The sequence below is a fragment of the Gilliamella sp. Choc6-1 genome (assembly GCF_001690385.1).
Classification (GTDB): domain Bacteria; phylum Pseudomonadota; class Gammaproteobacteria; order Enterobacterales; family Orbaceae; genus Gilliamella; species Gilliamella apicola_A.
The window spans coordinates 17,452-39,156 of record NZ_LZHI01000022.1; the positions used below are offsets into that span (position 1 = coordinate 17,452).

The following is a 21,705-nucleotide window of genomic DNA, read 5'->3' on the forward strand; positions in this document are numbered from 1 at the left end:
GTTTTGTAGCCTTTTTTAATTCAAATGAACTATTATTAAAATTAATAAATAGTTGGTCTTGTTTGTTACTTAACTATTACAAATCAAAGATAAATTCTTCGATACTATTAATATGAGCTATAATTTTTTATTTAAAATAAGAGTCACTAGATTTATTCATGAGTATTAGAGATAATTTTATCGTAATGAATGTTGCTATGTTTACTATTTATCATTCAAATCAAATCGAGCTTCTTAAATCATTAGTGAGTGAATTGATGCAAAGACAGCCATTAGAAGATGTATTTACATCGGATATGGTGATTGTACAAAGCCAAGGTATGGCACAATGGTTGCAAATTGCGTTGGCTGATGAAATAGGCATTTCTGCAAATATTAACTTCCCTTTTCCTACACAATTTATTTGGCAACTTTATCAAGTCTTGTTACCTAATGCACCAATTGAAAATAATTATAGTGTTGAAACAATGAGTTGGCGCTTGTATTATCTGCTTCCACAGCTTATTGAACAAAAAGAATTTAGTTCACTCAAGTTTTATTTGAATGTTGACAAAACAGATAGAAAACTATATCAACTGGCAACACGTATTGCCCGTTTATTTGACCAATATTTAGTTTATCGCTCCGATTGGTTAGTAAGATGGGAAGCTAATCAAACAGTAGCTGAGTTAAATCATCATTCAGATGAAATTTGGCAAGCAGAATTATGGCGTAAACTTATATCAATTAGCCAACCTTATCATCGAGCAAATATTTATCAACAAATGCTTAAAATTTTACAAGATGATAGATTGGATCGTACGCAATTAAAGCACTTACCAAAGCGTGTTTTTATTTTCGGTATATCTTCACTCCCTCCTATTTATTTATCATTGCTTGCGGCTCTTGGAAAACATATTGATGTTCATTTGATGTTTAATAACCCCTGTAAATGGTATTGGGGAGATATTATTGAAAAGCAATTATCAGATTTACAAAGTACGCCTGATAAAATTCCCAATCCGCTATTAACATCGTGGGGAAAATTAGGTCGAGATAATCTATTTTTACTACAAGACGTTAGCCATAAGCAAGATATTGAAGCCTTTGTTGATCAAGATCGCTTTTGCCTGTTACATGCAATTCAACAAGATATTTTGGAACTTTATCAAAGTGATTCTTGTAATAAACAAATTTTACCTGCGGATCAATCGATTTCATTTCATGCTTGCCATAGTGAACTACGTGAAGTTGAAGTATTATATGATTATCTGTTGTCCATTTTTGATGCCAACTCTGAGCTTGAATTACGTGATTGTATTGTAATGGTTTCAGATATAGACCGTTACGTACCTTATATTCGCGCTGTTTTTGGTAATGCAACTGGCCAACGTTATTTACCTTTTACCATTTCTGACCAAAAAGCACGGAATATTGATCCTATTGTGCAAGGATTCTTCGCTATTTTAAACTTTCCGTACAGTAGATTTACGTCAGAAGAGCTATTTAATTTGTTAGAAATTCCAGCTATTGCTGAAAAGTTTGCCATTAATGAATCACAGTTAACTCTTTTACGAACTTGGATTATTGAATCGGGTATTCGTTTTGGGCTTGAAAGTACGCATAGCTGGTTATTTGGCTTAGAGCGCTTATTGCTTGGTTATACGATGAGCAGTGAGCAAGGAGCTTGGCAACAAATATTACCATATGATGGTGCAACAGGTTTAGATGCCGAATTAATTGGTAAGTTAGCTGAGTTTGTTAGTGTTGTGAGCAAATGGTTAGCAATCTTAAGTGAAGAAAAACCATTAATTGAATGGCAAAGTTGTGTCTTTGAATTAATGAATGATTTTTTTGCGAGTAATCCACAGCGTGAATCTATTTTGTTAATGCTCGAAGAAGAGTGGCAAAAATTGATTAATAGTGGGATGGTGGCCAATTATACGGATAATATCTCTATCACTATTTTGCATGATGCTATGCAATCACGCTTAGAACAAAATCATTTAGTACACCGTTTTTTAATCGGTAAAATAAACTTTTGTACTATGATGCCAATGCGCTCTATTCCATTTAAAGTTGTTTGTTTATTGGGTATGAATGATGGCGATTATCCAAGAACATCACTACCACTTGATTTTGATCTTATTGCCCATCATCCAAGGCGAGGTGATCGTAGTCGTCGTAATGATGATCGCTACCTTTTTTTAGAAGCTATTTTATCGGCGCAAAACCTGCTTTATATTAGCTATATTGGTCGAGATATAAAAGATAATAGTGAACGTTATCCGTCAATACTCGTTGATGAACTTTGGGAATATATTGCTCAATATTATAACATTCCTGTAAACCAGGTTGATAACATTAATAACAACTTAGATTTTTTACGGATAAACCATACACGCACACCATTTAATCCCCTAAACTTTTTACAAAATCCAAAAAGTTATGCCGATGAATGGTTACCAGCTGCATTACAACAAGGAAAAGAGCAAGACTTTATTAGTAAAATACCCGCTATCAGTGTCGATAATATCAGTCTTGATGAATTAAAACGATTTTACCAACACCCAATTAGACTATTTTTACAAAAGCGTTTTAATTTTTATCTTAACTATCTTGACGATACGTTACCAGATGCGGAGAACTTTAATCTTGATAGTTTACAGCGTTACCAATTGAATTTGCAGATTTTAAATCAACTTATTGCCAAAGATCCTCAACAATCAGATGATTTATATCAACGCTTAGCACTAACTGGTGACTTACCTGACGGTGCATTTGGTCAGATTATTTACCATGAGCAAAATGAAACAATGCAATTATTAGCTAATAAAATCTGCCAAGAACGCTTGGATATGACAACACAAGAAGTTAATTTAACCATTTCATCCAATGATCAACATTACCAATTACAAGGTTGGTTAACTCACATTCAAGACGATGGTATATTGACATGGCGACCATCAAAGCTTTCGATTCGCAATGGTATTTCGTTGTGGATTGATCATTTGGTTTATTGCATTTTAAATCCTGATAAAATTGACAGTCAAAGTCGTATGTATGGTCGGGAAGATAATGAATGGCGATTTTCACATTTAAATGCAGATCTAGCCTTAACTATATTAACTAATTTAGTTGAAGGCTATTTGCAGGGTATCAATGAACCATTATTAATGCCATTAAAAAGTTCGTGGAGTTGGCTAATTGCAGCTTATGACAAGAAAACAGGTCAGATTATCGCTAGTGAAAGAGCTATCAATCAACTTTTAAATTCATGGCAAGGCGGATTTAACCAATCCGCCGAGTGTGACAGTTATTATACTCGTCTTTATCCTGAGTTAACCGATACACTGATTGAACAAATTATATTTACCGCTGAGCGATTTTTATTACCAATTTTATTACATCAAACAACAGTAGAATAAGAGGCATTATGTTTATTGATACACATTGTCATTTTGATTTTCCGCCTTTTACTGAATTTTTGGTTGATTCAATAAATAAGATTCGCCAAGCGGGTATTGTTGGGTTAATTATACCCACAGTTAGTGCTAACTATTTTGATACTGTTTTACAACTTACGAATAATTACCATGAACTTTATGCCGCTTTGGGATTACATCCTATCTACCAACATACTATGGCTGATTTAGAACTATTAACCAATAGTGTTAAAACAAAACCTAAAAAATTAGTTGCCATTGGAGAAATCGGGCTCGATCGCTACGGTTTAAGTATCGATTGGCAACAACAATTATTATTTTTTAGGTCGCAATTAACACTTGCCAAACAGTTTGATTTACCCGTTTTAATACATTCACGCAAAGCGCACGATATTATGTACCGCGAATTACACAAGGCCAACTTACCTTGTCGAGGTGTAATACATGGTTTTTCAGGTAGTTATCAACAAGCCATGCAATTTGTTAAGCTGGGTTATTATATTGGTGTAGGTGGCGTAATTAGTTATGAACGTGCGAATAAAACTCGCAATACAATTGCTCAATTACCGCTTGACAGTCTAGTGCTTGAAACAGATGCACCCGATATGCCACTAAGTGGGCGTCAAGGTCAACCAAACCGTCCTGAATACATTACTGAGGTTTTTAAGATCTTAACACAATTACGCAATGAGCCACCAGATTACATACTTAATACAATTTTAACAAACACCTTAATGCTATTTAGCAGAATTAATAATATAAAAAAAACAAAAAATTAATATAATTCTACAATCATTACAGAATTGTTTTATTAACCTCATAGAAAATTTATTATATCTGTTTTTATCGGATCTAACTGCTGACGTGTTTTCAGTTTGGCGCAGTGTTTGTGGCTTGCTCTATGCTAACTACTGGTAAGGTAACGCTGTAAAAATAAGAAAAAACCAATAATTGATAAATAATATTGTAAAATAGTATTTATTATAGCTTCTATCAAACACAACCTAAGTAGGATAGCTTAATTTTTAGTGCTTACCCTGCATTTAAATTAATTTCAGGCTAGATTAAAATGAATAGCGAATTACAGTTACCACCCTTTGTATATCGTATATTACCGTGGATTGCGGCATTTGCATTCTTTATGCAATCACTTGATACCTCGATATTAAACACAGCACTCCCCACTATGGCTAATGATCTTAATGAGTCCCCATTAAATATGCAATCAGCCGTGATAAGTTATGCTTTGACTCTTGCATTATTTATTCCTGTTAGTGGTTTTTTGTCAGATAAATTTGGCACAAGAAATATTTTTGTTATGGCCGTTTCACTATTTACACTAGGATCCTTACTTTGTGCTTTATCTAATTCATTGATTTTTTTAGATGTATCACGAGTTATTCAAGGTGTTGGTGGCTCGATGATGGTACCTATATCACGTTTAGTATTAATAAAATCTTTTAAACGTAGTGATTTTTTATCTGCTTTAAATACGGCCACAATTCCAGGCTTAATTGGTCCTGTTTTAGGACCAGTATTGGGGGGATATTTGGTTGATATGGTCAGTTGGCATTGGGTATTTTTTATTAATTTACCTATTGGTATTTTAGGCGTGATAATCAGTTGGAAATATATGCCTAATTTAAAAGGTCAACGTATGCCTTTTGACCTATTCGGTTTTATTTTTATCGTTATTAGCTTTATAAGTGCCACATTAAGTGTTGAGATTTTAAGCCAAAATCAGACATATTTGCTTCCATTACTACTTGCAATAATCAGCCTACTTTTTTTATTGATTTATCGTGAGCATGCAAGAAAGAAACTCAACCCTTTATTCCCATTATCACTTTTTAAGATTCGAACGTTCAAAATCGGTATTATTGGCAATCTCGCTTGCCGATTAGGGATATCAGGCGTGCCTTTTCTAATTCCGTTATTATTACAAGTAGGATTTGGCTACTCAGCTATCTTTGCTGGTTTGATGCTAGTGCCAATGGCTATTGCTTCACTTTGTACCCGAATATTTATTCCACATATTTTAGCGCGTTTAGGTTATCGTTTCGTACTCGTTACTAATACAATTTTAGCGGGTGTAATGATTTTTTTAATGTCTCTGTTAAATTTATCGACGCCTCTCATCCTCATTAGCTTATTGCTATTTTGTATTGGTGGCATCAATTCTATGCAATATACTGCCATGAATAGCATAACCTTAGCTAACTTAGAAAATGATAATACAAGTAGTGGTAATAGTTTAATGGCCGTAAATCAGCAATTAGCAATCAGTTTTGGTACTGGTTTTGGAGCTGTTTTACTACGATTGATTAGTAACTCAGCTAGTACGCTTCACGCATTTCAATTAACATTTGTTATACTTGGCGTGGTTACGGTGCTATCCGGCTTCATTTTCGCACAACTAAAAAAACAAGATGGACAAAATCTAACTACTCATCACCAAAAAACAAGGAGATAAATCTATGTTCCAATACCAAATCATCCCAGTTACCACTTTTCAAGAAAATTGTAGCATTATTTGGTGTGATGAAACCATGGAAGGTGCATTTATTGATCCCGGAGGCGAACCCGAACTGCTTATAAAAGCAGTTGAAAAACTAGGTGTTAATATTAAGCAGATTTTATTAACCCATGGACATTTGGATCATGTTGGTGCTGCAACTATGTTGGCTAAACATTATGATGTGAAGATTATTGGACCAAGCCAAGAAGACGAATTTTTATTAACAAGTTTGCCACAACAAAGTATACAATTCGGTTTTCCTTATACTGATAGCTTTTTGCCTGATCGTTGGTTAAAAGAAGGCGAGCAGATTCAAGTTGGTAATATTAGCCTTGATGTCCTTTTTTGCCCTGGTCACACGCCTGGACATATTGTTTTTATTAACCACTTGGATAAGCTGGCTTTTGTCGGCGATGTATTATTTAAAAGTAGTATAGGAAGAACTGATTTTCCACGAGGCAACCATGCCGATTTAATTTCATCAATCACGAATAAATTATTACCACTTGGAGATAACTTTATTTTTGTACCAGGTCACGGACCAATGTCAAGTTTTGGTCATGAACGAGTTAGTAATCCTTACTTAGTTTAAGTAACACATTGTCTTTAATTATAACACTCTTTATTTTAGAGTGTGATAATTAAAAAAGCCTATTTTTCACTTTCAGCTGTAAACCATTTTTCAATAAAAATGTTTACAACCGAAACGATTGCGCTATTATAGTTCTATTATTTATATAAAAGGTAGAAAATAATGAAACAACAACTGACTTCGTATTATCCAACATTTATCACGACACTGGTAAATTTATCTTCTTGGCAACGTAAATTATTGGTCACTACCAGTGCAGCATTACTTTTAGGATTAGCCGCTAATATTAGCATTCCTACTTACCCTGTTCCATTTACATTACAATCATTGGCAGTATTGTTAATTGGTGCTTTTTTAGGTCGTAAACTAGGCGCATTAGCAATAATTCAATACCTTTTTTTAGGCGCCATGGGACTACCTCTATTCGCTAATGGTAGCGGAGGGATTATGGCACTAGCATCGCCTTCTTCGGGTTACTTGTATGGTTATGTATTTAGCGCCTATTTAGCAGGTTTTGCAGCAGAAAAAGGGTATGATCGTCACTTTATTTTAGGCTTAATTGCATTCGCTTGTGCACACCAATTGTTATTTGTATTTGGTGTCGTCTATTTAATGGGCTATTTAAACATTACACTTATTGATGCTTTAAAAGTGGGTTATTTCCCATTTGTTGGTGTTGATGCGCTTAAATTTATTATTGCAACTTGTGTAATGTTTTCGCTATGGCGCTATCGTGCAAAAAAACAATAATCTCCAATGTGGAGATATTATCTTCCAAAGCCTTAAAAAAAATAATGCTTTTAATGGCGCTGTAAGCCTTTCAGGTGCAGTGCCAAATATAGATGAAATAACCAAAAGCATTAATCATGTTGGTTTATATATTGGAAATAATACTGTTATTGAAGCAACGCAAAGCTATGGCGTGATTGAACAGTCATTGACTAATTTTATTTGTACAGCTAAGCATAACATCATTGGTAGAATCCATGATTTAGTTATTATTCAAAATGCATTAAGGCGGGTAAAGAAATGTTTAGGCTCACCTTACAATCACAGCTTTCATCCCAATGCAGATGGGTTTTATTGCAGCGAGCTAATTACTTATGCCTTTAAAACTGAGCAAGGTAATGATTATTTTGCATTATATCCAATGAATTTTAAAGATTTAACGACAAATGAAATTTTATCTTATTGGGTCGATTATTATCGCGATCTAAATCAGATTATTCCACAACAAGAATTAGGATCTCACCCACAACAGTTACTTAGACAAAACCACTTATTCAAGACCATCCTAACACTTGAATTATTCTAAAAGGAGGTAATTAACACAAAAAAGCATTTTACTATTGACATAGCGCCATTAAATCTATAATATGCGCGCTACATTTCGGTTCCTCCATAGTTCAGTCGGTAGAACGGCGGACTGTTAATCCGTATGTCACAGGTTCAAGTCCTGTTGGAGGAGCCAATATCTATATAATATTAGCAAAAGATTTTCTAAATTCTGATTTTTTTGAAAAATTGATCAGCTGCACAAATTAGTCGAGCTTCTTTCTTTGAGCCATTTCCACATTTAGTCTTATTCACTCCATAATTAGCTAGCATATCAATTACGTTAAAAAATAATAATTCTAATTTTTTCTTTTAACGGCATATTATATTAAATAATATTTCATCAAAAATGTTAAGATAACCAACTTCTTTAAAAGTTTATATTTACAATATATCTTCATTTCCAAATTTTACTTTGGAATTTGTAAAATTTAAGAACAAAGAGATTAAGAATAATGGTGCAATCAATCGAACCCAATATTGCAGATTTAGCTAACGGTTGGCTTAAATCACATCAATTAGACTATAAATTAGAACAAGAATCATTAAATACTGAAATAGATAAAGCACTTTCCGATTACTTTACTAAAAACGGCGGAAATGGTGCAAATCGCCCCGATGTGAAGTTGTTGCTACAACATGAAAATATGAATTTTTACCCTGTCCTTATTGAATATAAAGGATATAAAAATAAACTCGTAAAACTGGACAATCAAGGACAAGTTGAGAATAGAACAGCAAAAAATGAGCCCCATTTTAAAAATATCAATTCATATGCAGTAAACGGAGCTGTCCATTATGCTAATGCTATACTGCACCATACCAGTTACACCGATATTATCGCTATCGGAATGACCGGTTATAAAGACGAAAATGAAAAAATACAATATCAAATAGGGGTTTATTATGTTTCAAAAAGTAATTTTGGGATAGGTCAAAAAGTTGGCGAATTTTCAGATTTATCTTTTTTAAAAAGAGAAAACTTTTATGCTTTTATCGAGCAAGTAAAATCGTTAAGCCTAACACAAGAAGAGATTGAGAAGCTCAAAGAACAACGTGAAAGAGAAATTAATGCGAGTCTGGTAAAGCTTAATAATGATATATACCAAAATGAAAAAGGATTAGGAGAAAACGATCGAGTTTATCTGGTTGCTGCCTCTATTATTGCAACATTGGGGATACCCGGTAAAGTGGCGCCTCTTGAAAAAGAAGATTTAAAATCGTCTATCGAAAAAGGCAATACAGATGGAGATATAATTGTTCGAAAAATCAAAGCATTTTTAGAGGAAAAGAAATTACCTAATGAGAAAAAAGACCTTATTCTAAGAACTTTGCAAAATACTCTTACCACCGAAAACATCAATAAAGTCAATAATGGGGAATCTCAGTTAAAAAGAGTGTTTACTAAAATTATTGATGATTTAGGTATCTATTACAAAATCGGATTAACGACTGATTTTACGGGAAAACTCTTTAATGAAATGTATTCTTGGTTAGGCTTTACTCAAGATAAACTTAACGACGTAGTACTCACACCTTCGTATGTTGCTACCCTTTTAGTAAAATTGGCACGAATAAATAAAGACTCCTACGTTTGGGATTTTGCAACAGGATCTGCCGGCTTACTTGTTGCCGCAATGAACGAAATGCTGAATGATGCTAAAAACAGCATTACATCGCCGGATGAACTCAAGCAAAAAGAGATTCAAATAAAAGCCGAACAATTGCTGGGTTTAGAAGTCCTTTCCAGTGTATATATGTTGGCAATTTTAAATATGATCTTAATGGGAGACGGAAGCTCAAATATTTTAAATAAAGATTCCTTAATCGACTTTGATGGTAATTACGGCTTTGGAAAACCGAACGAAAAATTCCCGGCAGATGCTTTTATACTCAACCCGCCTTATTCTGCAAAAGGTAATGGGATGATTTTTGTAGAAAAAGCGCTTAATATGATGAATAAAGGGTATGCAGCCATCATTATACAAAATTCTGCCGGTTCCGGTAAAGCAAAAGAATACAATCAAAGAATTTTAAAAAAACATACCCTTCTAGCCAGTATAAAAATGCCTATTGATTTATTTATCGGCAAATCAAGCGTACAAACAAATATTTATGTGTTTAAAATAAATGAAAAGCATGAAAAAGATGAAATGGTGAAGTTTATTGACTTCTCAAACGACGGATACACACGAACTAACCGCAAAAAAGCAAGTAACAATTTAAAAGATACAGGCAGAGCGATAGAACGATATCAAGAATTAGTTAACTTGGTACGTTTTGGGCGGAGTAAACTTAATATTTTTACCGATAAAGAGTATTACGAAAATACCATAGACCCTGAAAATGGCACTGATTGGAACCAAAGCGCACCAATTGATACCAAACCGACATTACAAGACTTTAAGAAAACAGTCAGCGACTATTTGGCTTGGGAAGTCTCCAATTTACTAAAGCAACAAAACAAAGAAGAGGAAAGGCTGGGAAAGTAGATTCCTCACTTAGCAAAAAGTTGCAAGAAGTTAAGTGGGGTGAATTTAAATTAGGAGATTTGTTTGATATAAAGAACACGTTAAGTTTTAACAAAGAAAAACTTAACGTTGGTAATCAATATGATTATGTTACTAGAACATCCCAAAATCAGGGAATCTTGATGGAAACAGGATATATAAATAAAGAAAATCTGAATTCATCCGGAAATTGGAGCTTAGGGCTTTTACAGATGGATTTTTTCTATCGTCAAAAGCCATGGTATGCGGGTCAATTTGTAAGAAAAATTGTGCCTAAAATTCAACTTAAGAAAAATTCTGTATTATATTTCACAGCACTTTTGAATAAACAAAAACAAAATTTATTATCTGTGCTTGTTAGAGATGTCGATAAAACTTTCTTAAATACAATAGTTCAATTACCTATTTTAAAAGATGGTCAGATAAATTTTGATTTTATGGAAAATTTTATAGCGGAACTGGAAGCAGAGCGTATAGCGGAACTGGAAGCCTATTTATCTGTTACAGGCTTAAAAGATTACACTTTAACAAAAGAAGAGCAACAAGCTTTAGATGATTTTGAAAGTGATCAATTTAGTTTTAGTCAGTTTAGAACTGGATATTTGTTTTATATAAATTCATATAAAAAACGATTTGATGCAAATAAAGTTTATATTTCTGATTTTGGAAAACCTTATGTGGTTAGAACGAATTTATGTAATGGGATACGTGGTTATATAAATGAGGATGAACAATTTTTAAATGAAGCGAACACTTTGTCTTTTGGTCAAGATACGGCAACAATCTTTTATCAGAAAGAACCTTATTTTACTGGTGATAAAATAAAAATTTTGAAATCAAAAGATGATCGTTTTAATAAGTTAAACGGATTATTTTTTGTTTCAACGATGCAAAAATCTTTTAGTTGCTTTAGTTGGGGAAGATCAAGCTTTAATACAAATATTATAGAAAAACAATTCATAAAACTTCCTATAAAAAATGGTCAGCCTAATTATTCAATAATGGAAACATTTATCTCTGCTATTCAAAAATTAGTAATTAAAGATGTTGTTTTATATGCTAATAAAAAAATTGCAGCAACAAAAATGGTGGTACAATCAGAAAATAATAAGAATTAAGACTCTCAAATATATAAAAAACATTTTATAGGCGTTTAGTCGTATAGTTTTAAGCTGTGCTTAAATACGTGCTAACCACCTATAATTTTAATGAGTATAATTATCTCCACGAAAATAGTACAACCCCAAAAGTAAAAAATCTGTATTGTAAAAATTAAAGGAACTGTTATTAATGCATATACATTTTATTATTCATGAAGCTTTTGAAGCACCTGGAGCTTATGAGCAATGGGCTATGATGCATCATCACACTATAACTTATTCTCGCGTTTACCTTAATGAACCACTCCCTAATAGCATTGATGATATCGACTTTCTTATTGTTATGGGCGGTCCACAGTCACCATCAACTACCAAACAAGAATGCGCTCATTTTGATGCTAAAGCAGAACAATCCATTATTTTATCTGCAATAAAAGCAGAGAAAGTAGTCATTGGTGTATGTCTTGGTTCACAATTAATCGGTGAAGCTTTAGGGGCAAGTTATAGCAACAGCCCAGAAAAAGAGATTGGCAAATTCCCTATTGTATTAACTCAAATCGGTAAAACAAATCCTTTGTTTACTGATTTTGGTAGCACATTAGAAGTCGGTCATTGGCACAATGATATGCCAGGTTTAACCAAAGATGCTCAAATTATTGCTTATAGTGAAGGGTGTCCTCGTCAAATCATTGCATACAGTAAATTTGTTTATGGTTTCCAATGCCATATGGAGTTAACACCTGAAGTGGTCGAATTATTAATTACCCATTCACAAAAGGAACTTAGTCAAGCAGAAAAATACCGCTTTGTCGATACACCTGATAAGCTTCGCTCTCATGATTACACTGAAATGAATCAAAAACTTTTCACTTTTCTCGACAAGTTAAGCCAACGCTATCTGTCACCTTTAGAAAAATGACCGATTATATATTGTCGATAAGGGAATGGAAAATATGCAGGATATTATTATCGATAAACCGATAAAACGCAGTAAATTAATGCTAAAATTAGGCAAAGAATATTTTATCTTAAAACGAAAATTTGATTGGTGGCGACATCGTAACGCATATTGCACTGTCGACATAAATAATAATACATGTTGTTATTCTCACAAAAAACATCAGTCTGTTTTATTAAGACAACTAAAAGATGTTGATATGTATTTACAATATAACAAAATCACTAATCTTAGATTAGCAATTGAAAAACTTAATGGTTCAATCATTAAGCCTAATCAACGTTTTTCGATCTGGCAAAAAGTAGGACGTCCATCCAAAAAACGGGGATTTTTAGAAGGACTATCATTACATAATGGACAGATAGGCAAAGATATTGGTGGAGGATTATGCCAATTAGGTAATTTGATTTATTGGATTGTATTACACTCCGATCTTACAATCATAGAACGTTGGCGTCATAGTTTTGATGTTTTCCCTGATATCAATCGAACTATTCCTTTTGCTTGTGGCGCCACCCTATCTTATAACTATGTAGATTTACAGTTAATCAATAAAACCAATAGCACTTACCGGCTTAATCTTTGGCTTGATGATCAATATTTACATGGCGAATTACTTGCTGATACCCCCTTAAGTAATCATTATGAAATCCTAGAAACCGATCATCGTATTGAACAACAATGGTGGGGAGGTTTTACCAGACATAATAAAATATGGCAACGTAAAACACATTTAATTGATAACCATGTTGAAGAAAAGCTCATCAGCGAAAACCACGCAATTATGATGTATACCCCATTTATAGCAAATAATGAAGACGAATTGAAAAAGCAATAGTCATTCTGATAACAGATAGTCACTAACTATCTAAGTGATAGTTTGAGAGCTATACTAATAGCCCGTATACTCATGAAATAAAGTAGTTAATAATACCTAATATATGAAAGGAGCAAATTTCATGGCTTATACTTTACCTCCATTACCTTATGCTTATGATGCATTAGAACCTTATATTGATTCTGAAACTATGCATCTGCATCACGATAAACATCATCAAACCTATGTGAACAATGCAAATGCCATTCTTGAAACTTTGCCAGCTGAATTAAAAGAATTTTGCCCTAGCACTTTGTTAAAAAATTTAGATAAAGTACCTGCTGACAAAATCACGGGTATTAAAAATAACGTAGGGGGTCATGTTAATCACACTCTTTTCTGGGAACTATTAAAAGTTGGTACTGAACTAAAAGGCGACCTAAAGGTGGCCATCGAAAAAGATTTTGGTTCGGTTGATGCATTTAAAGAAAAATTTGCAGCAGCGGCAGCAACTCGATTTGGTTCAGGTTGGGCTTGGTTAGTATTACAAAATGGTAAACTGGAAGTTGTTTCTACAGCCAATCAAGATTCACCGATAATGGGCGAAAAATTTGCTGGTGTTTCTGGTACGCCGATTTTAACACTAGATGTTTGGGAACATGCTTATTATTTGAAATATCAAAATCGCCGTGTTGATTACATTGGTGCATTTTGGAATGTAGTTAATTGGGATAAAGTTGCTGAGCTATACGCTGAAGCAAAAAAATAACTTGATTGTACTCATATTCTTTTCACCTTAAAAAGTGGCGCCTAGTGCGCCATCTTTTCTTTTCGAGCAATGCTTTATTTACTGAGTCAAAGTCAAAAATAGTAATTGGCAATTGCTAAATTATGCCCAAATCCGCTACAATGGACGCTTGTTTAATAAATCATAAAACTGAGCAACTCCATTTAAATCATGTTTGAAATTAATCCAGTTAAATCAAAGATAGCAGAACTTACCGAACGCACAGCCGTGATTCGGGGGTATCTTTGACTATGATCTAAAAAAAGAACGGCTCGAAGAAGTCAATGCCGAGCTAGAGCAATCCGAAGTATGGGCCGATCCAGAAAAAGCACAAGCGTTAGGTAAAGAACGCGTTGCACTTGATGAAATAATCAATACCATTCATTCATTAACTCAAGGTCTTGACGATGTTGAAGGCTTGCTTGAACTTGCTATTGAAGCTGAAGATCAAGATACTTTCGATGAAACTAATTTTGAACTTGAACAGTTAGAGAAAAAACTGGCTGAACTTGAATTCCGACGAATGTTTTCTGGTAAATATGATAGTGCAGATTGTTATTTAGATATCCAATCAGGCTCAGGGGGAACTGAAGCACAAGATTGGGCAGAAATGTTACTTAGGATGTATTTACGCTGGGCTGAATCAAAAGGTTTTGCAACTGAAGTGATGGAAGTATCGGATGGTGATGTTGCTGGTATCAAATCGGCAACGATTAAAGTATCGGGTGATTATGCTTACGGTTGGTTACGCACAGAAACTGGAGTACACCGCCTAGTTCGCAAAAGTCCATTTGACTCAGGCAATCGACGCCATACCTCGTTTGCTTCTGTATTTGTTTATCCTGAAATTGATGATGATATTGATATCGACATTAACCCTGCCGATCTCCGTATCGATGTATACCGTGCGTCAGGTGCTGGTGGTCAACATGTAAATAAAACTGAGTCTGCTGTACGAATCACTCATATTCCTACGGGTATTGTTACTCAATGTCAAAATAACCGTTCACAACACAGCAATAAAGATCAAGCAATGAAACAGTTAAAAGCAAAACTGTATGAGCTTGAGATGCAAAAAAAGAATGCTGAAAAACAACAAATGGAAGAGACTAAATCTGACATTGGTTGGGGGAGCCAAATTCTCTCTTACGTACTTGATGATTCGCGTATCAAGGATTTGCGTACTGGCGTTGAAACTCGTAATACACAGGCCGTATTAGATGGCGATTTAGATCAATTTATTGAAGAAAGCTTAAAAGCAGGTTTATAAACCGCTTGGTTATAAATAAAAGGTAAAACTATGTCAACAGAGCAGCAAGATCAACAAAACCAAATTGAAGAGTTAAATAATGAACTAAAAGTACGTCGCGAAAAGCTCGCTCATCTTCGCGAACAAGGTATTGCTTTTCCTAATGATTTTCGCCGTGATGCGATTTCTAGTGATCTCCATAAACAATATGGCGATAAAACTAACGAAGAACTGATTGAAAAGAAAATTATTGTAACTGTGGCTGGCCGTATGATGATGCGTCGTATTATGGGTAAAGCCTCGTTTGTTTCTCTACAAGATGTTGCTGGACAAATCCAACTTTATGTTACTCGTGATGATCTCCCTGAAGGTTTTTATAACGAGCAATTTAAAAAATGGGATTTGGGCGATATTGTCGGCGCTAAAGGTTACCTATTTAAGACTAAAACTGGTGAGCTTTCTATTCACTGTGAAGAAATTTGTTTATTAACTAAAGCTCTTCGCCCATTACCTGATAAGTTTCATGGACTTGCCGATCAAGAAATGCGTTACCGTCAACGTTACTTGGATCTTATCACAAATCAAGAGTCAAGAGAGACTTTTAAAGCGCGTTCCAAAGTTGTCAGTGAAATCCGCAACTTTATGATTGAAAACCACTTTATGGAAGTCGAAACGCCAATGATGCAGGTAATTCCGGGTGGTGCATCAGCTAAACCATTTATTACGCATCACAATGCGCTTGATTTAGATATGTATATGCGTATTGCGCCAGAACTTTATCTAAAACGATTAGTTGTAGGTGGCTTTGAGCGGGTATTTGAAATTAATCGCAACTTCCGAAATGAAGGCGTATCACCAAGACATAATCCAGAATTTACCATGATGGAAATGTATATGGCTTATGCTGATTACAAAGATCTGATCGTATTAACAGAAACATTATTCCGTCGTTTAGCTATTGCGGTAACAGGTGATGCTGTTGTGCAATATGGTGAACATACGTTTGATTTTGGTAAACCATTTATCAAAATGACCATGCGTGAAGCCATTTGCCATTACCGCCCTGAAACCAATAATACTGATCTAGATGACTTTGATAAAGCTTGTGCCATAGCACAATCAATTGGCATTAAAATTGAAAAAGGTTGGGGACTTGGTCGTGTTGTGACTGAAATTTTTGAAGAAGTGGCTGAATCGAACTTAATTCAACCAACTTTTATTACCGAATACCCAGCAGAAGTATCACCGCTTGCTCGCCGTAACGACGAAAACCCATTTGTAACAGACCGATTCGAGTTTTTTATTGGTGGTCGTGAAATTGGCAATGGATTCTCAGAACTTAACGATGCTGAAGATCAAGCTCAACGCTTTGCTGATCAAGTATCACAAAAAGATGCGGGTGATGATGAAGCGATGTTTTATGATGAAGATTATATTACAGCGCTGGAGCACGGTTTACCGCCTACAGCAGGACTTGGGATTGGTATTGACCGTACGGTGATGCTATTTACCAACAGCCATACAATTCGTGACGTAATTTTATTCCCAACCATGCGTCCAATCAAATAAAACGGTTTATCATTAAAAACACACTTATTTTTTGATAAGTGTGTTTTTATACTGAAACGCATGTTTTACTGAAAGTTTTTAACAACAATTTGTATCGTAACCAATAAAAAACATACTAATTCATTTTACTTACTAATAGCCCATCTAGATTATTTATTGTTTAATACCCAGTTATCCAACATCAGCTTTAATGATTAACAAATAACATTGTAAGTTATTACTTACATACTTAGTAAGTACATATACCATCATAAATGGCAAAAAACACTATATAAGTTAATATTAAAAAGAAAACAATATTGCTAAAATTAGTTTATTGCATGTGAGAATAATCACAAAATAAAAAAGTGAGTAGTTATTCACTTTTATCTATTAATTTAAGATATCAAGCAATGCACAATGTATCAATAAATTAATCATGACATATCATAAAGAATCGTTGACTATCAATATAGCCAACGAAATATGAGTGAATTTAGTGGCTATCAATCGATTTGACTTGATGTGGCAAGATAAGATTTAACACAATAGCTAAAATACCACACAAACTAATACCTTGCAGTGTATAAGAGCCAAAATCAAAGATCATCCCTCCAATACCAAAAACTAAAACTAATGAAACAATACACATATTACGCGGTACAGATAGATCGACTTTATGTTTCACTAAGATATTAATGCCCACAGATGCAATAGAACCAAACAGTAACACCATAATCCCACCCATTACTACAGTTGGAATTGAACTTAAAAATGCACCAATTTTTCCGATAAAAGACATTAAAATTGCCCAAAAAGCTGCCCATGTCATTACTCGAGTTTTGAAATTGCGAGTTAGCGTTACTGCACCAATCACTTCTGCATAAGTAATACACGGTGGTCCACCAAAAAATCCTGCCATCGAAGTTGCTAGCCCATCACCAAGTAATGTACGCTGTAAACCAGGATCGCGTGTATAGTCTTTACCTGTTACGGCGCTAATAGCCATAATATCGCCAACATGTTCAATGGTTGGCGCAATGACAATTGGGATCATATACAAAATGGCTTGCCAGTGAAATTCAGGAAAAGTGAAATCGGGAACTTTAAACCATGGTGCGTCAATAATTGGCTGGAAATTGACAATACCAAACATGCAAGAGAGCGTATAACCAACTACAATACCCGAAATAATAGGTAATAATTTTAAAAAACCTTTTGCCCAAATGGCAACCACTAAAGTTGTTAATAATGATACCATTGAAATAATAATCAATTGATAATTTTCAGCTTGCAGTCCACTGTTTTTACCCATTGCCATACCTATAGTAACAGGCGCCAATGATAAACCAATAACCATAATAATTGGTCCAGTTACAACTGGCGGTAAGATACTATCAATAACATGTTTACCATTTATTTTTACTAAAAAAGAAAAAAACATAAATACAAATCCCGCAGCTATTAAACCGCCTAAAGTAGCAGGAATCCCCCATTGAGCAACACCAAATGAGATAGGAGCAATAAAAGCAAATGACGAAGCTAAAAATACAGGAACTTTACCTTTAGTTGTCAATTGAAATAATAAAGTACCTACTCCAGCAGTAAAAAGAGCTACATTCGGGTTTAACCCTGTTAATAGTGGAACTAACACCAATGCACCAAATGCGACAAATAACATTTGCGCTCCAGTAAAAATATCTTGCCAAGAATGTTTATGCAGTGATGTTATATTTTTTGTTTTATCTGTTGTGATATTGCTCACATCTCGCCTCTCTTACTTAACGAAATTTATTGTATAACTTGCCTGATTAACAGGCATAAAAAAACCGGATTAACCGGTCTAAATTTTGAGATTTTATTTTGTGCCGAAGATTTTGTCTCCAGCATCACCCAGTCCAGGTAGTATGTAGCCTTTTTCGTTCAACTTCTCATCAATCGATGCAGTATAAAGTTCAACATCAGGGTGAGCTTGTTCAAGCACTTTAATACCTTCTGGTGCAGCAACTAAAACTAATACTTTAATATTTTTACAACCTGCTTTTTTAAGCAAATCGATTGTCGCCACCATTGAGCCACCTGTAGCTAACATTGGATCAACAACTAAAGCCATTCGATCTTCAATATCCGAGGTTAGTTTTTGAAAATAAGGAACAGGTTCTAACGTTTCTTCGTTACGGTAAAAACCAACAACGCTAATACGGGCACTTGGCACATGCTCAAGCACACCATCCATCATACCTAAGCCAGCACGCAAAATAGGTACAACCGTAATTTTTTTACCCTTAATACGTTCTACTTGAACAGGTCCACACCAACCGTCTATTGTTACTGTTTCGGTAGGTAGATCAGCCGTTGCTTCATAAGTTAATAAACTGCCAACTTCGCTGGCAAGATTACGAAAGTCTTTGGTACTAATATCGTGTTCACGCATTAATCCAATTTTATGACGTACAAGAGGGTGTTTTACTTCAACTATTTTCATGGAGGGCCTCAGTGTTATTTTCTATAATCTGTTAGCTGGTATAAATAACCACTGAGCGGTAATTCTAACATAGTTATCACTTTATGAAAACCTGAAATCAACAGCCTTATAGGCAATGTAAATATTGATAAAAAATAAAAATAAAAAAATTTAACGATAAAAATCAGTTTTATTTTCGTTTTTTTTTCATTAAAATAGCCGTCCCAAATAATTTATTTCAGTAATTAATTTAAAAAAGGAATATAGGAAAGAATTGGTTTATTAATTGTATTACAATAAATTATGCAAATTTTAATGGACGAGCTTGCCGTGAAGAATATTGGATGTTCTCTTCGATCTATATTGTTCTAATTATTTTGATGATAATTATTGATAATATGATGAAAAATAACCTCGTTTTAACTTTGAGCTTGACATTGACTTTATTTGTTCCTAATTGCGCAGTTACAGTACGCCGTTTGCATGATGTTGATAAACCGGGTTGGTACTTTTTGACTGCAATACCTTATACGCTATTAAAGCTTATGTGTACCGATTCAACTCTTGGTCCTAACCAATATGGCGAAAACCTGATTGGTTAAAGAAGGGAACACAATGCCAATGGCATTACTTTTAGCGTTAGGCAGCATATCGGGAGCTTTATTGGGAATATATCCTAGCTTATCTATTGCGGCTGAAATTTGTAATTGAAGTGGTTTTGATACAAGATTGGGATCGCGTAAGAAACGACTCACAGTCATTTTACTAATCCCGATTAGATTTGCAATTTCCTGCAAACTTGTTCGACGTCTTTTATTATTACTCATGTTTGTTTTTCCGATAGTCTTGGTTGCCAATCTATTGCTTTTTTACCTTGTTGCATAATAAGATCATTCGCTTTGGAAAAGTGCTTACAGCCAAAAAATCCACGATGAGCTGATAACGGTGATGGATGCACCGATGTTAATACATGATGTTTTTGGCGATTAATAAACTGCCCTTTTTTTTGTGCAGGAGATCCCCACAATAAAAAAACCACACCTTCAAGATACTCATCGATTGCCGCTATCACATTATCAGTAAAAGTTTCCCAACCTATTTTTGCATGAGAATGCGCTTGCCCCGCTTCAACAGTCAACACATTATTTAATAGTAATACACCTTGAGCAGCCCAAGAAGCTAAATAGCCATGAGAAGGAATTGTAAAACCATCAATATCGGTTGCCAGTTCTTTATAAATATTAACTAACGATGGTGGTGTCTTAACTCCGGGTAAAACAGAAAAAGAAAGACCGTGAGCTTGATTAGGACCATGATAAGGATCTTGCCCTAAAATCACCGCTTTGATTTGATCAAACGGTGTAAAACGAAATGCATTAAACACATCATGCTGTGGTGGGTACACAATCTTACCATTAGTACGTTCAGATGCTACAAATTGCATTATATTCTGAAAATAGGGCTTTTCTTTTTCATTGCCTATAACATCATGCCATGTTAATTGATTACTCATACAATACCTATATTATTATTTCATATGACTCAACAACATTATTTGCTGATTAAATAATTATACCTAAAAAAAATAATAAACCTAATGTTAATCAGCTTGGCTTTCGCTAAACCAATATTCTTAAATGTTTACTTAGATATAAAATGGAAACTGATTATTCAAACTTTCAATGTTTAACTGATATTTTTATAATATTTTAGGGCTCCTATCGACATTGTACTAAATAAAATATTTGGTTAAGTTCTTTTAATTTTAAATAAAGTGATAAATTCAAAATAATTAATATAAATAACTTTTATAGCCATAACTAAAATAGCAATCAAAGGTATTGATTATTGAATTGATAGTTTTTTTTGACTTTAATCAAATTTTGAAAGTGCTATATTATCCTTAATAATTTTAGGGTAATAAAACCCCGTAGGAGGGCTCAAAATGATTACAGGTATTCAAATTACTAAAGCTGACAATGCTGCATTACTTAATTCTTTTTGGTTATTAGATGACTCAACAAAAGAAGCTCGTTGTGTAGCCGCTAAATCAGTTTATAAAGAAGATCAGGTTATTCCAACAGCTGAATTGGGTCAATTCGAATATCGTGAGATTCCATTAGATGTAGCACCAACAATCAAAGTTGAAGGTGGTCAACATTTAAATGTAAACGTTCTTCGACGCGAAACTTTAGAAGATGCTGTTCAACATCCTGAAAAATACCCACAATTAACCATTCGAGTTTCTGGTTATGCAGTTCGCTTTAACTCGTTAACTGCTGAACAACAACGTGATGTTATCGCACGTACATTTACGACAAAAATGTAATTTGTATACTAATAATTTTATTCGAACACTCTGTTTTTTCTGAGTGTTCGAAAGTATTGTTTTGATGTCATAT

General features: G+C 34.2%; 18 protein-coding genes, 1 tRNA gene and 1 pseudogene. 16 read left to right on the forward strand and 4 right to left on the reverse strand.

Annotated features, from left to right (window positions below; all coding sequences use genetic code 11):
* The first annotated feature begins 158 nt into the window (after positions 1–158).
* The 14 genes from recC (at position 159) to lysS (ending at position 16,860) form a co-directional block, all read left to right on the forward strand.
* A complete protein-coding gene (gene recC, locus A9G36_RS02445) occupies positions 159–3,407 on the forward strand; it encodes an exodeoxyribonuclease V subunit gamma (protein WP_218055745.1) in 3,249 nt (1,082 codons plus the stop codon).
* Positions 3,408–3,415: 8 nt separating this feature from the next.
* The gene (locus A9G36_RS02450) at positions 3,416–4,204 is read left to right on the forward strand and encodes a TatD family hydrolase (RefSeq protein ID WP_065574129.1); all 789 of its coding nucleotides are present in this window, start codon (positions 3,416–3,418) and stop codon (positions 4,202–4,204) included.
* Positions 4,205–4,494: 290 nt separating this feature from the next.
* The gene (locus tag A9G36_RS02455) at positions 4,495–5,898 is read left to right on the forward strand and encodes a DHA2 family efflux MFS transporter permease subunit (RefSeq protein ID WP_065569303.1); all 1,404 of its coding nucleotides are present in this window, start codon (positions 4,495–4,497) and stop codon (positions 5,896–5,898) included.
* 4 nt (positions 5,899–5,902) lie between these two features.
* On the forward strand, positions 5,903–6,535 hold the full coding sequence (locus tag A9G36_RS02460; protein WP_034947806.1) for an MBL fold metallo-hydrolase: 633 nt from the start codon (positions 5,903–5,905) through the stop codon (positions 6,533–6,535).
* A 162-nt stretch (positions 6,536–6,697) separates the two neighbouring features.
* Positions 6,698–7,285, forward strand: coding sequence for a biotin transporter BioY (locus A9G36_RS02465; protein ID WP_051825423.1), 588 nt, complete (start codon positions 6,698–6,700; stop codon positions 7,283–7,285).
* Positions 7,269–7,850 carry a YiiX/YebB-like N1pC/P60 family cysteine hydrolase gene (locus tag A9G36_RS02470; protein WP_034947809.1) on the forward strand — a complete coding sequence of 194 codons (582 nt, stop codon included), beginning with the start codon at positions 7,269–7,271 and terminating at the stop codon, positions 7,848–7,850. The genes A9G36_RS02465 and A9G36_RS02470 overlap by 17 nt, the downstream gene beginning before the upstream one ends.
* A gap of 80 nt (positions 7,851–7,930) precedes the next feature.
* A tRNA-Asn gene (locus A9G36_RS02475) sits at positions 7,931–8,006 on the forward strand.
* Between the two features lie 319 nt (positions 8,007–8,325).
* Entirely contained in the window at positions 8,326–10,362 is a 2,037-nt protein-coding gene (locus A9G36_RS02480; RefSeq protein ID WP_065585360.1) for an HsdM family class I SAM-dependent methyltransferase, read from the forward strand.
* Entirely contained in the window at positions 10,302–11,498 is a 1,197-nt protein-coding gene (locus tag A9G36_RS02485; RefSeq protein WP_081295295.1) for a restriction endonuclease subunit S, read from the forward strand. The genes A9G36_RS02480 and A9G36_RS02485 overlap by 61 nt, the downstream gene beginning before the upstream one ends.
* 172 nt (positions 11,499–11,670) lie before the next feature.
* Positions 11,671–12,399 carry a type 1 glutamine amidotransferase gene (locus A9G36_RS02490; RefSeq protein WP_065585361.1) on the forward strand — a complete coding sequence of 243 codons (729 nt, stop codon included), beginning with the start codon at positions 11,671–11,673 and terminating at the stop codon, positions 12,397–12,399.
* 25 nt (positions 12,400–12,424) lie between these two features.
* Positions 12,425–13,276, forward strand: coding sequence for a VanW family protein (locus A9G36_RS02495; protein WP_218055746.1), 852 nt, complete (start codon positions 12,425–12,427; stop codon positions 13,274–13,276).
* 121 nt (positions 13,277–13,397) lie between these two features.
* Positions 13,398–14,024: a Fe-Mn family superoxide dismutase gene (locus A9G36_RS02500; RefSeq protein ID WP_065585363.1), complete on the forward strand. Its 627-nt coding sequence runs from the start codon at positions 13,398–13,400 to the stop codon at positions 14,022–14,024.
* 189 nt (positions 14,025–14,213) lie between these two features.
* Positions 14,214–15,312 (forward strand): peptide chain release factor 2 gene (gene prfB / locus A9G36_RS02505; protein ID WP_141670610.1). Its coding sequence is split into 2 segments (ribosomal slippage): positions 14,214–14,288 and positions 14,290–15,312, totalling 1,098 coding nucleotides; the frame shifts between segments, so codons are not numbered across the junction.
* Between the two features lie 30 nt (positions 15,313–15,342).
* Positions 15,343–16,860: a lysine--tRNA ligase gene (lysS, locus tag A9G36_RS02510; protein WP_065574127.1), complete on the forward strand. Its 1,518-nt coding sequence runs from the start codon at positions 15,343–15,345 to the stop codon at positions 16,858–16,860.
* Between the two features lie 475 nt (positions 16,861–17,335).
* Here lysS and A9G36_RS02515 read toward each other — a convergent pair whose 3' ends face one another.
* Both A9G36_RS02515 and upp read right to left on the reverse strand, forming a co-directional pair.
* Positions 17,336–18,595 carry a uracil-xanthine permease family protein gene (locus A9G36_RS02515; RefSeq protein WP_081296659.1) on the reverse strand — a complete coding sequence of 420 codons (1,260 nt, stop codon included), beginning with the start codon at positions 18,593–18,595 and terminating at the stop codon, positions 17,336–17,338.
* A gap of 102 nt (positions 18,596–18,697) precedes the next feature.
* Entirely contained in the window at positions 18,698–19,324 is a 627-nt protein-coding gene (gene upp, locus A9G36_RS02520) for a uracil phosphoribosyltransferase (protein ID WP_065585365.1), read from the reverse strand.
* 323 nt (positions 19,325–19,647) lie between these two features.
* On the opposite strand from upp, the gene A9G36_RS02525 reads away from it, so the two are divergent.
* Positions 19,648–19,905, forward strand: a complete 258-nt coding sequence (locus A9G36_RS02525; RefSeq protein WP_081295292.1) for a DUF805 domain-containing protein — start codon at positions 19,648–19,650, stop codon at positions 19,903–19,905.
* Here the strand turns inward: A9G36_RS02525 and A9G36_RS10480 are convergent.
* Both A9G36_RS10480 and ung read right to left on the reverse strand, forming a co-directional pair.
* Positions 19,873–20,130 (reverse strand): annotated as a pseudogene (locus A9G36_RS10480) (LacI family DNA-binding transcriptional regulator); the annotation flags it as partial. The gene A9G36_RS02525 and the pseudogene A9G36_RS10480 overlap by 33 nt on opposite strands.
* Positions 20,127–20,816, reverse strand: coding sequence for a uracil-DNA glycosylase (ung, locus tag A9G36_RS02530; RefSeq protein ID WP_065569312.1), 690 nt, complete (start codon positions 20,814–20,816; stop codon positions 20,127–20,129). The gene ung and the pseudogene A9G36_RS10480, both read right to left, overlap by 4 nt.
* A 432-nt stretch (positions 20,817–21,248) precedes the next feature.
* On the opposite strand from ung, the gene grcA reads away from it, so the two are divergent.
* A complete protein-coding gene (grcA, locus tag A9G36_RS02535) occupies positions 21,249–21,632 on the forward strand; it encodes an autonomous glycyl radical cofactor GrcA (RefSeq protein ID WP_034947838.1) in 384 nt (127 codons plus the stop codon).
* The last annotated feature ends 73 nt before the right edge of the window (positions 21,633–21,705 follow it).

Excerpts from the sequence above, each read along its gene's own strand:
- A9G36_RS02525 (WP_081295292.1), top strand. The coding sequence starts at position 19,648 with ATGTTCTCTTCGATCTATATTGTTCTAATTATTTTGATGATAATTATT.
- grcA (WP_034947838.1), top strand. The coding sequence starts at position 21,249 with ATGATTACAGGTATTCAAATTACTAAAGCTGACAATGCTGCATTACTT.
- ung (WP_065569312.1), bottom strand. The coding sequence starts at position 20,816 with ATGAGTAATCAATTAACATGGCATGATGTTATAGGCAATGAAAAAGAA.
- upp (WP_065585365.1), bottom strand. The coding sequence starts at position 19,324 with ATGAAAATAGTTGAAGTAAAACACCCTCTTGTACGTCATAAAATTGGA.
- A9G36_RS02455 (WP_065569303.1), top strand. The coding sequence starts at position 4,495 with ATGAATAGCGAATTACAGTTACCACCCTTTGTATATCGTATATTACCG.
- A9G36_RS02495 (WP_218055746.1), top strand. The coding sequence starts at position 12,425 with ATGGAAAATATGCAGGATATTATTATCGATAAACCGATAAAACGCAGT.
- A9G36_RS02465 (WP_051825423.1), top strand. The coding sequence starts at position 6,698 with ATGAAACAACAACTGACTTCGTATTATCCAACATTTATCACGACACTG.
- A9G36_RS02460 (WP_034947806.1), top strand. The coding sequence starts at position 5,903 with ATGTTCCAATACCAAATCATCCCAGTTACCACTTTTCAAGAAAATTGT.
- A9G36_RS02480 (WP_065585360.1), top strand. The coding sequence starts at position 8,326 with ATGGTGCAATCAATCGAACCCAATATTGCAGATTTAGCTAACGGTTGG.
- recC (WP_218055745.1), top strand. The coding sequence starts at position 159 with ATGAGTATTAGAGATAATTTTATCGTAATGAATGTTGCTATGTTTACT.
- A9G36_RS02500 (WP_065585363.1), top strand. The coding sequence starts at position 13,398 with ATGGCTTATACTTTACCTCCATTACCTTATGCTTATGATGCATTAGAA.
- lysS (WP_065574127.1), top strand. The coding sequence starts at position 15,343 with ATGTCAACAGAGCAGCAAGATCAACAAAACCAAATTGAAGAGTTAAAT.
- A9G36_RS02490 (WP_065585361.1), top strand. The coding sequence starts at position 11,671 with ATGCATATACATTTTATTATTCATGAAGCTTTTGAAGCACCTGGAGCT.
- A9G36_RS02450 (WP_065574129.1), top strand. The coding sequence starts at position 3,416 with ATGTTTATTGATACACATTGTCATTTTGATTTTCCGCCTTTTACTGAA.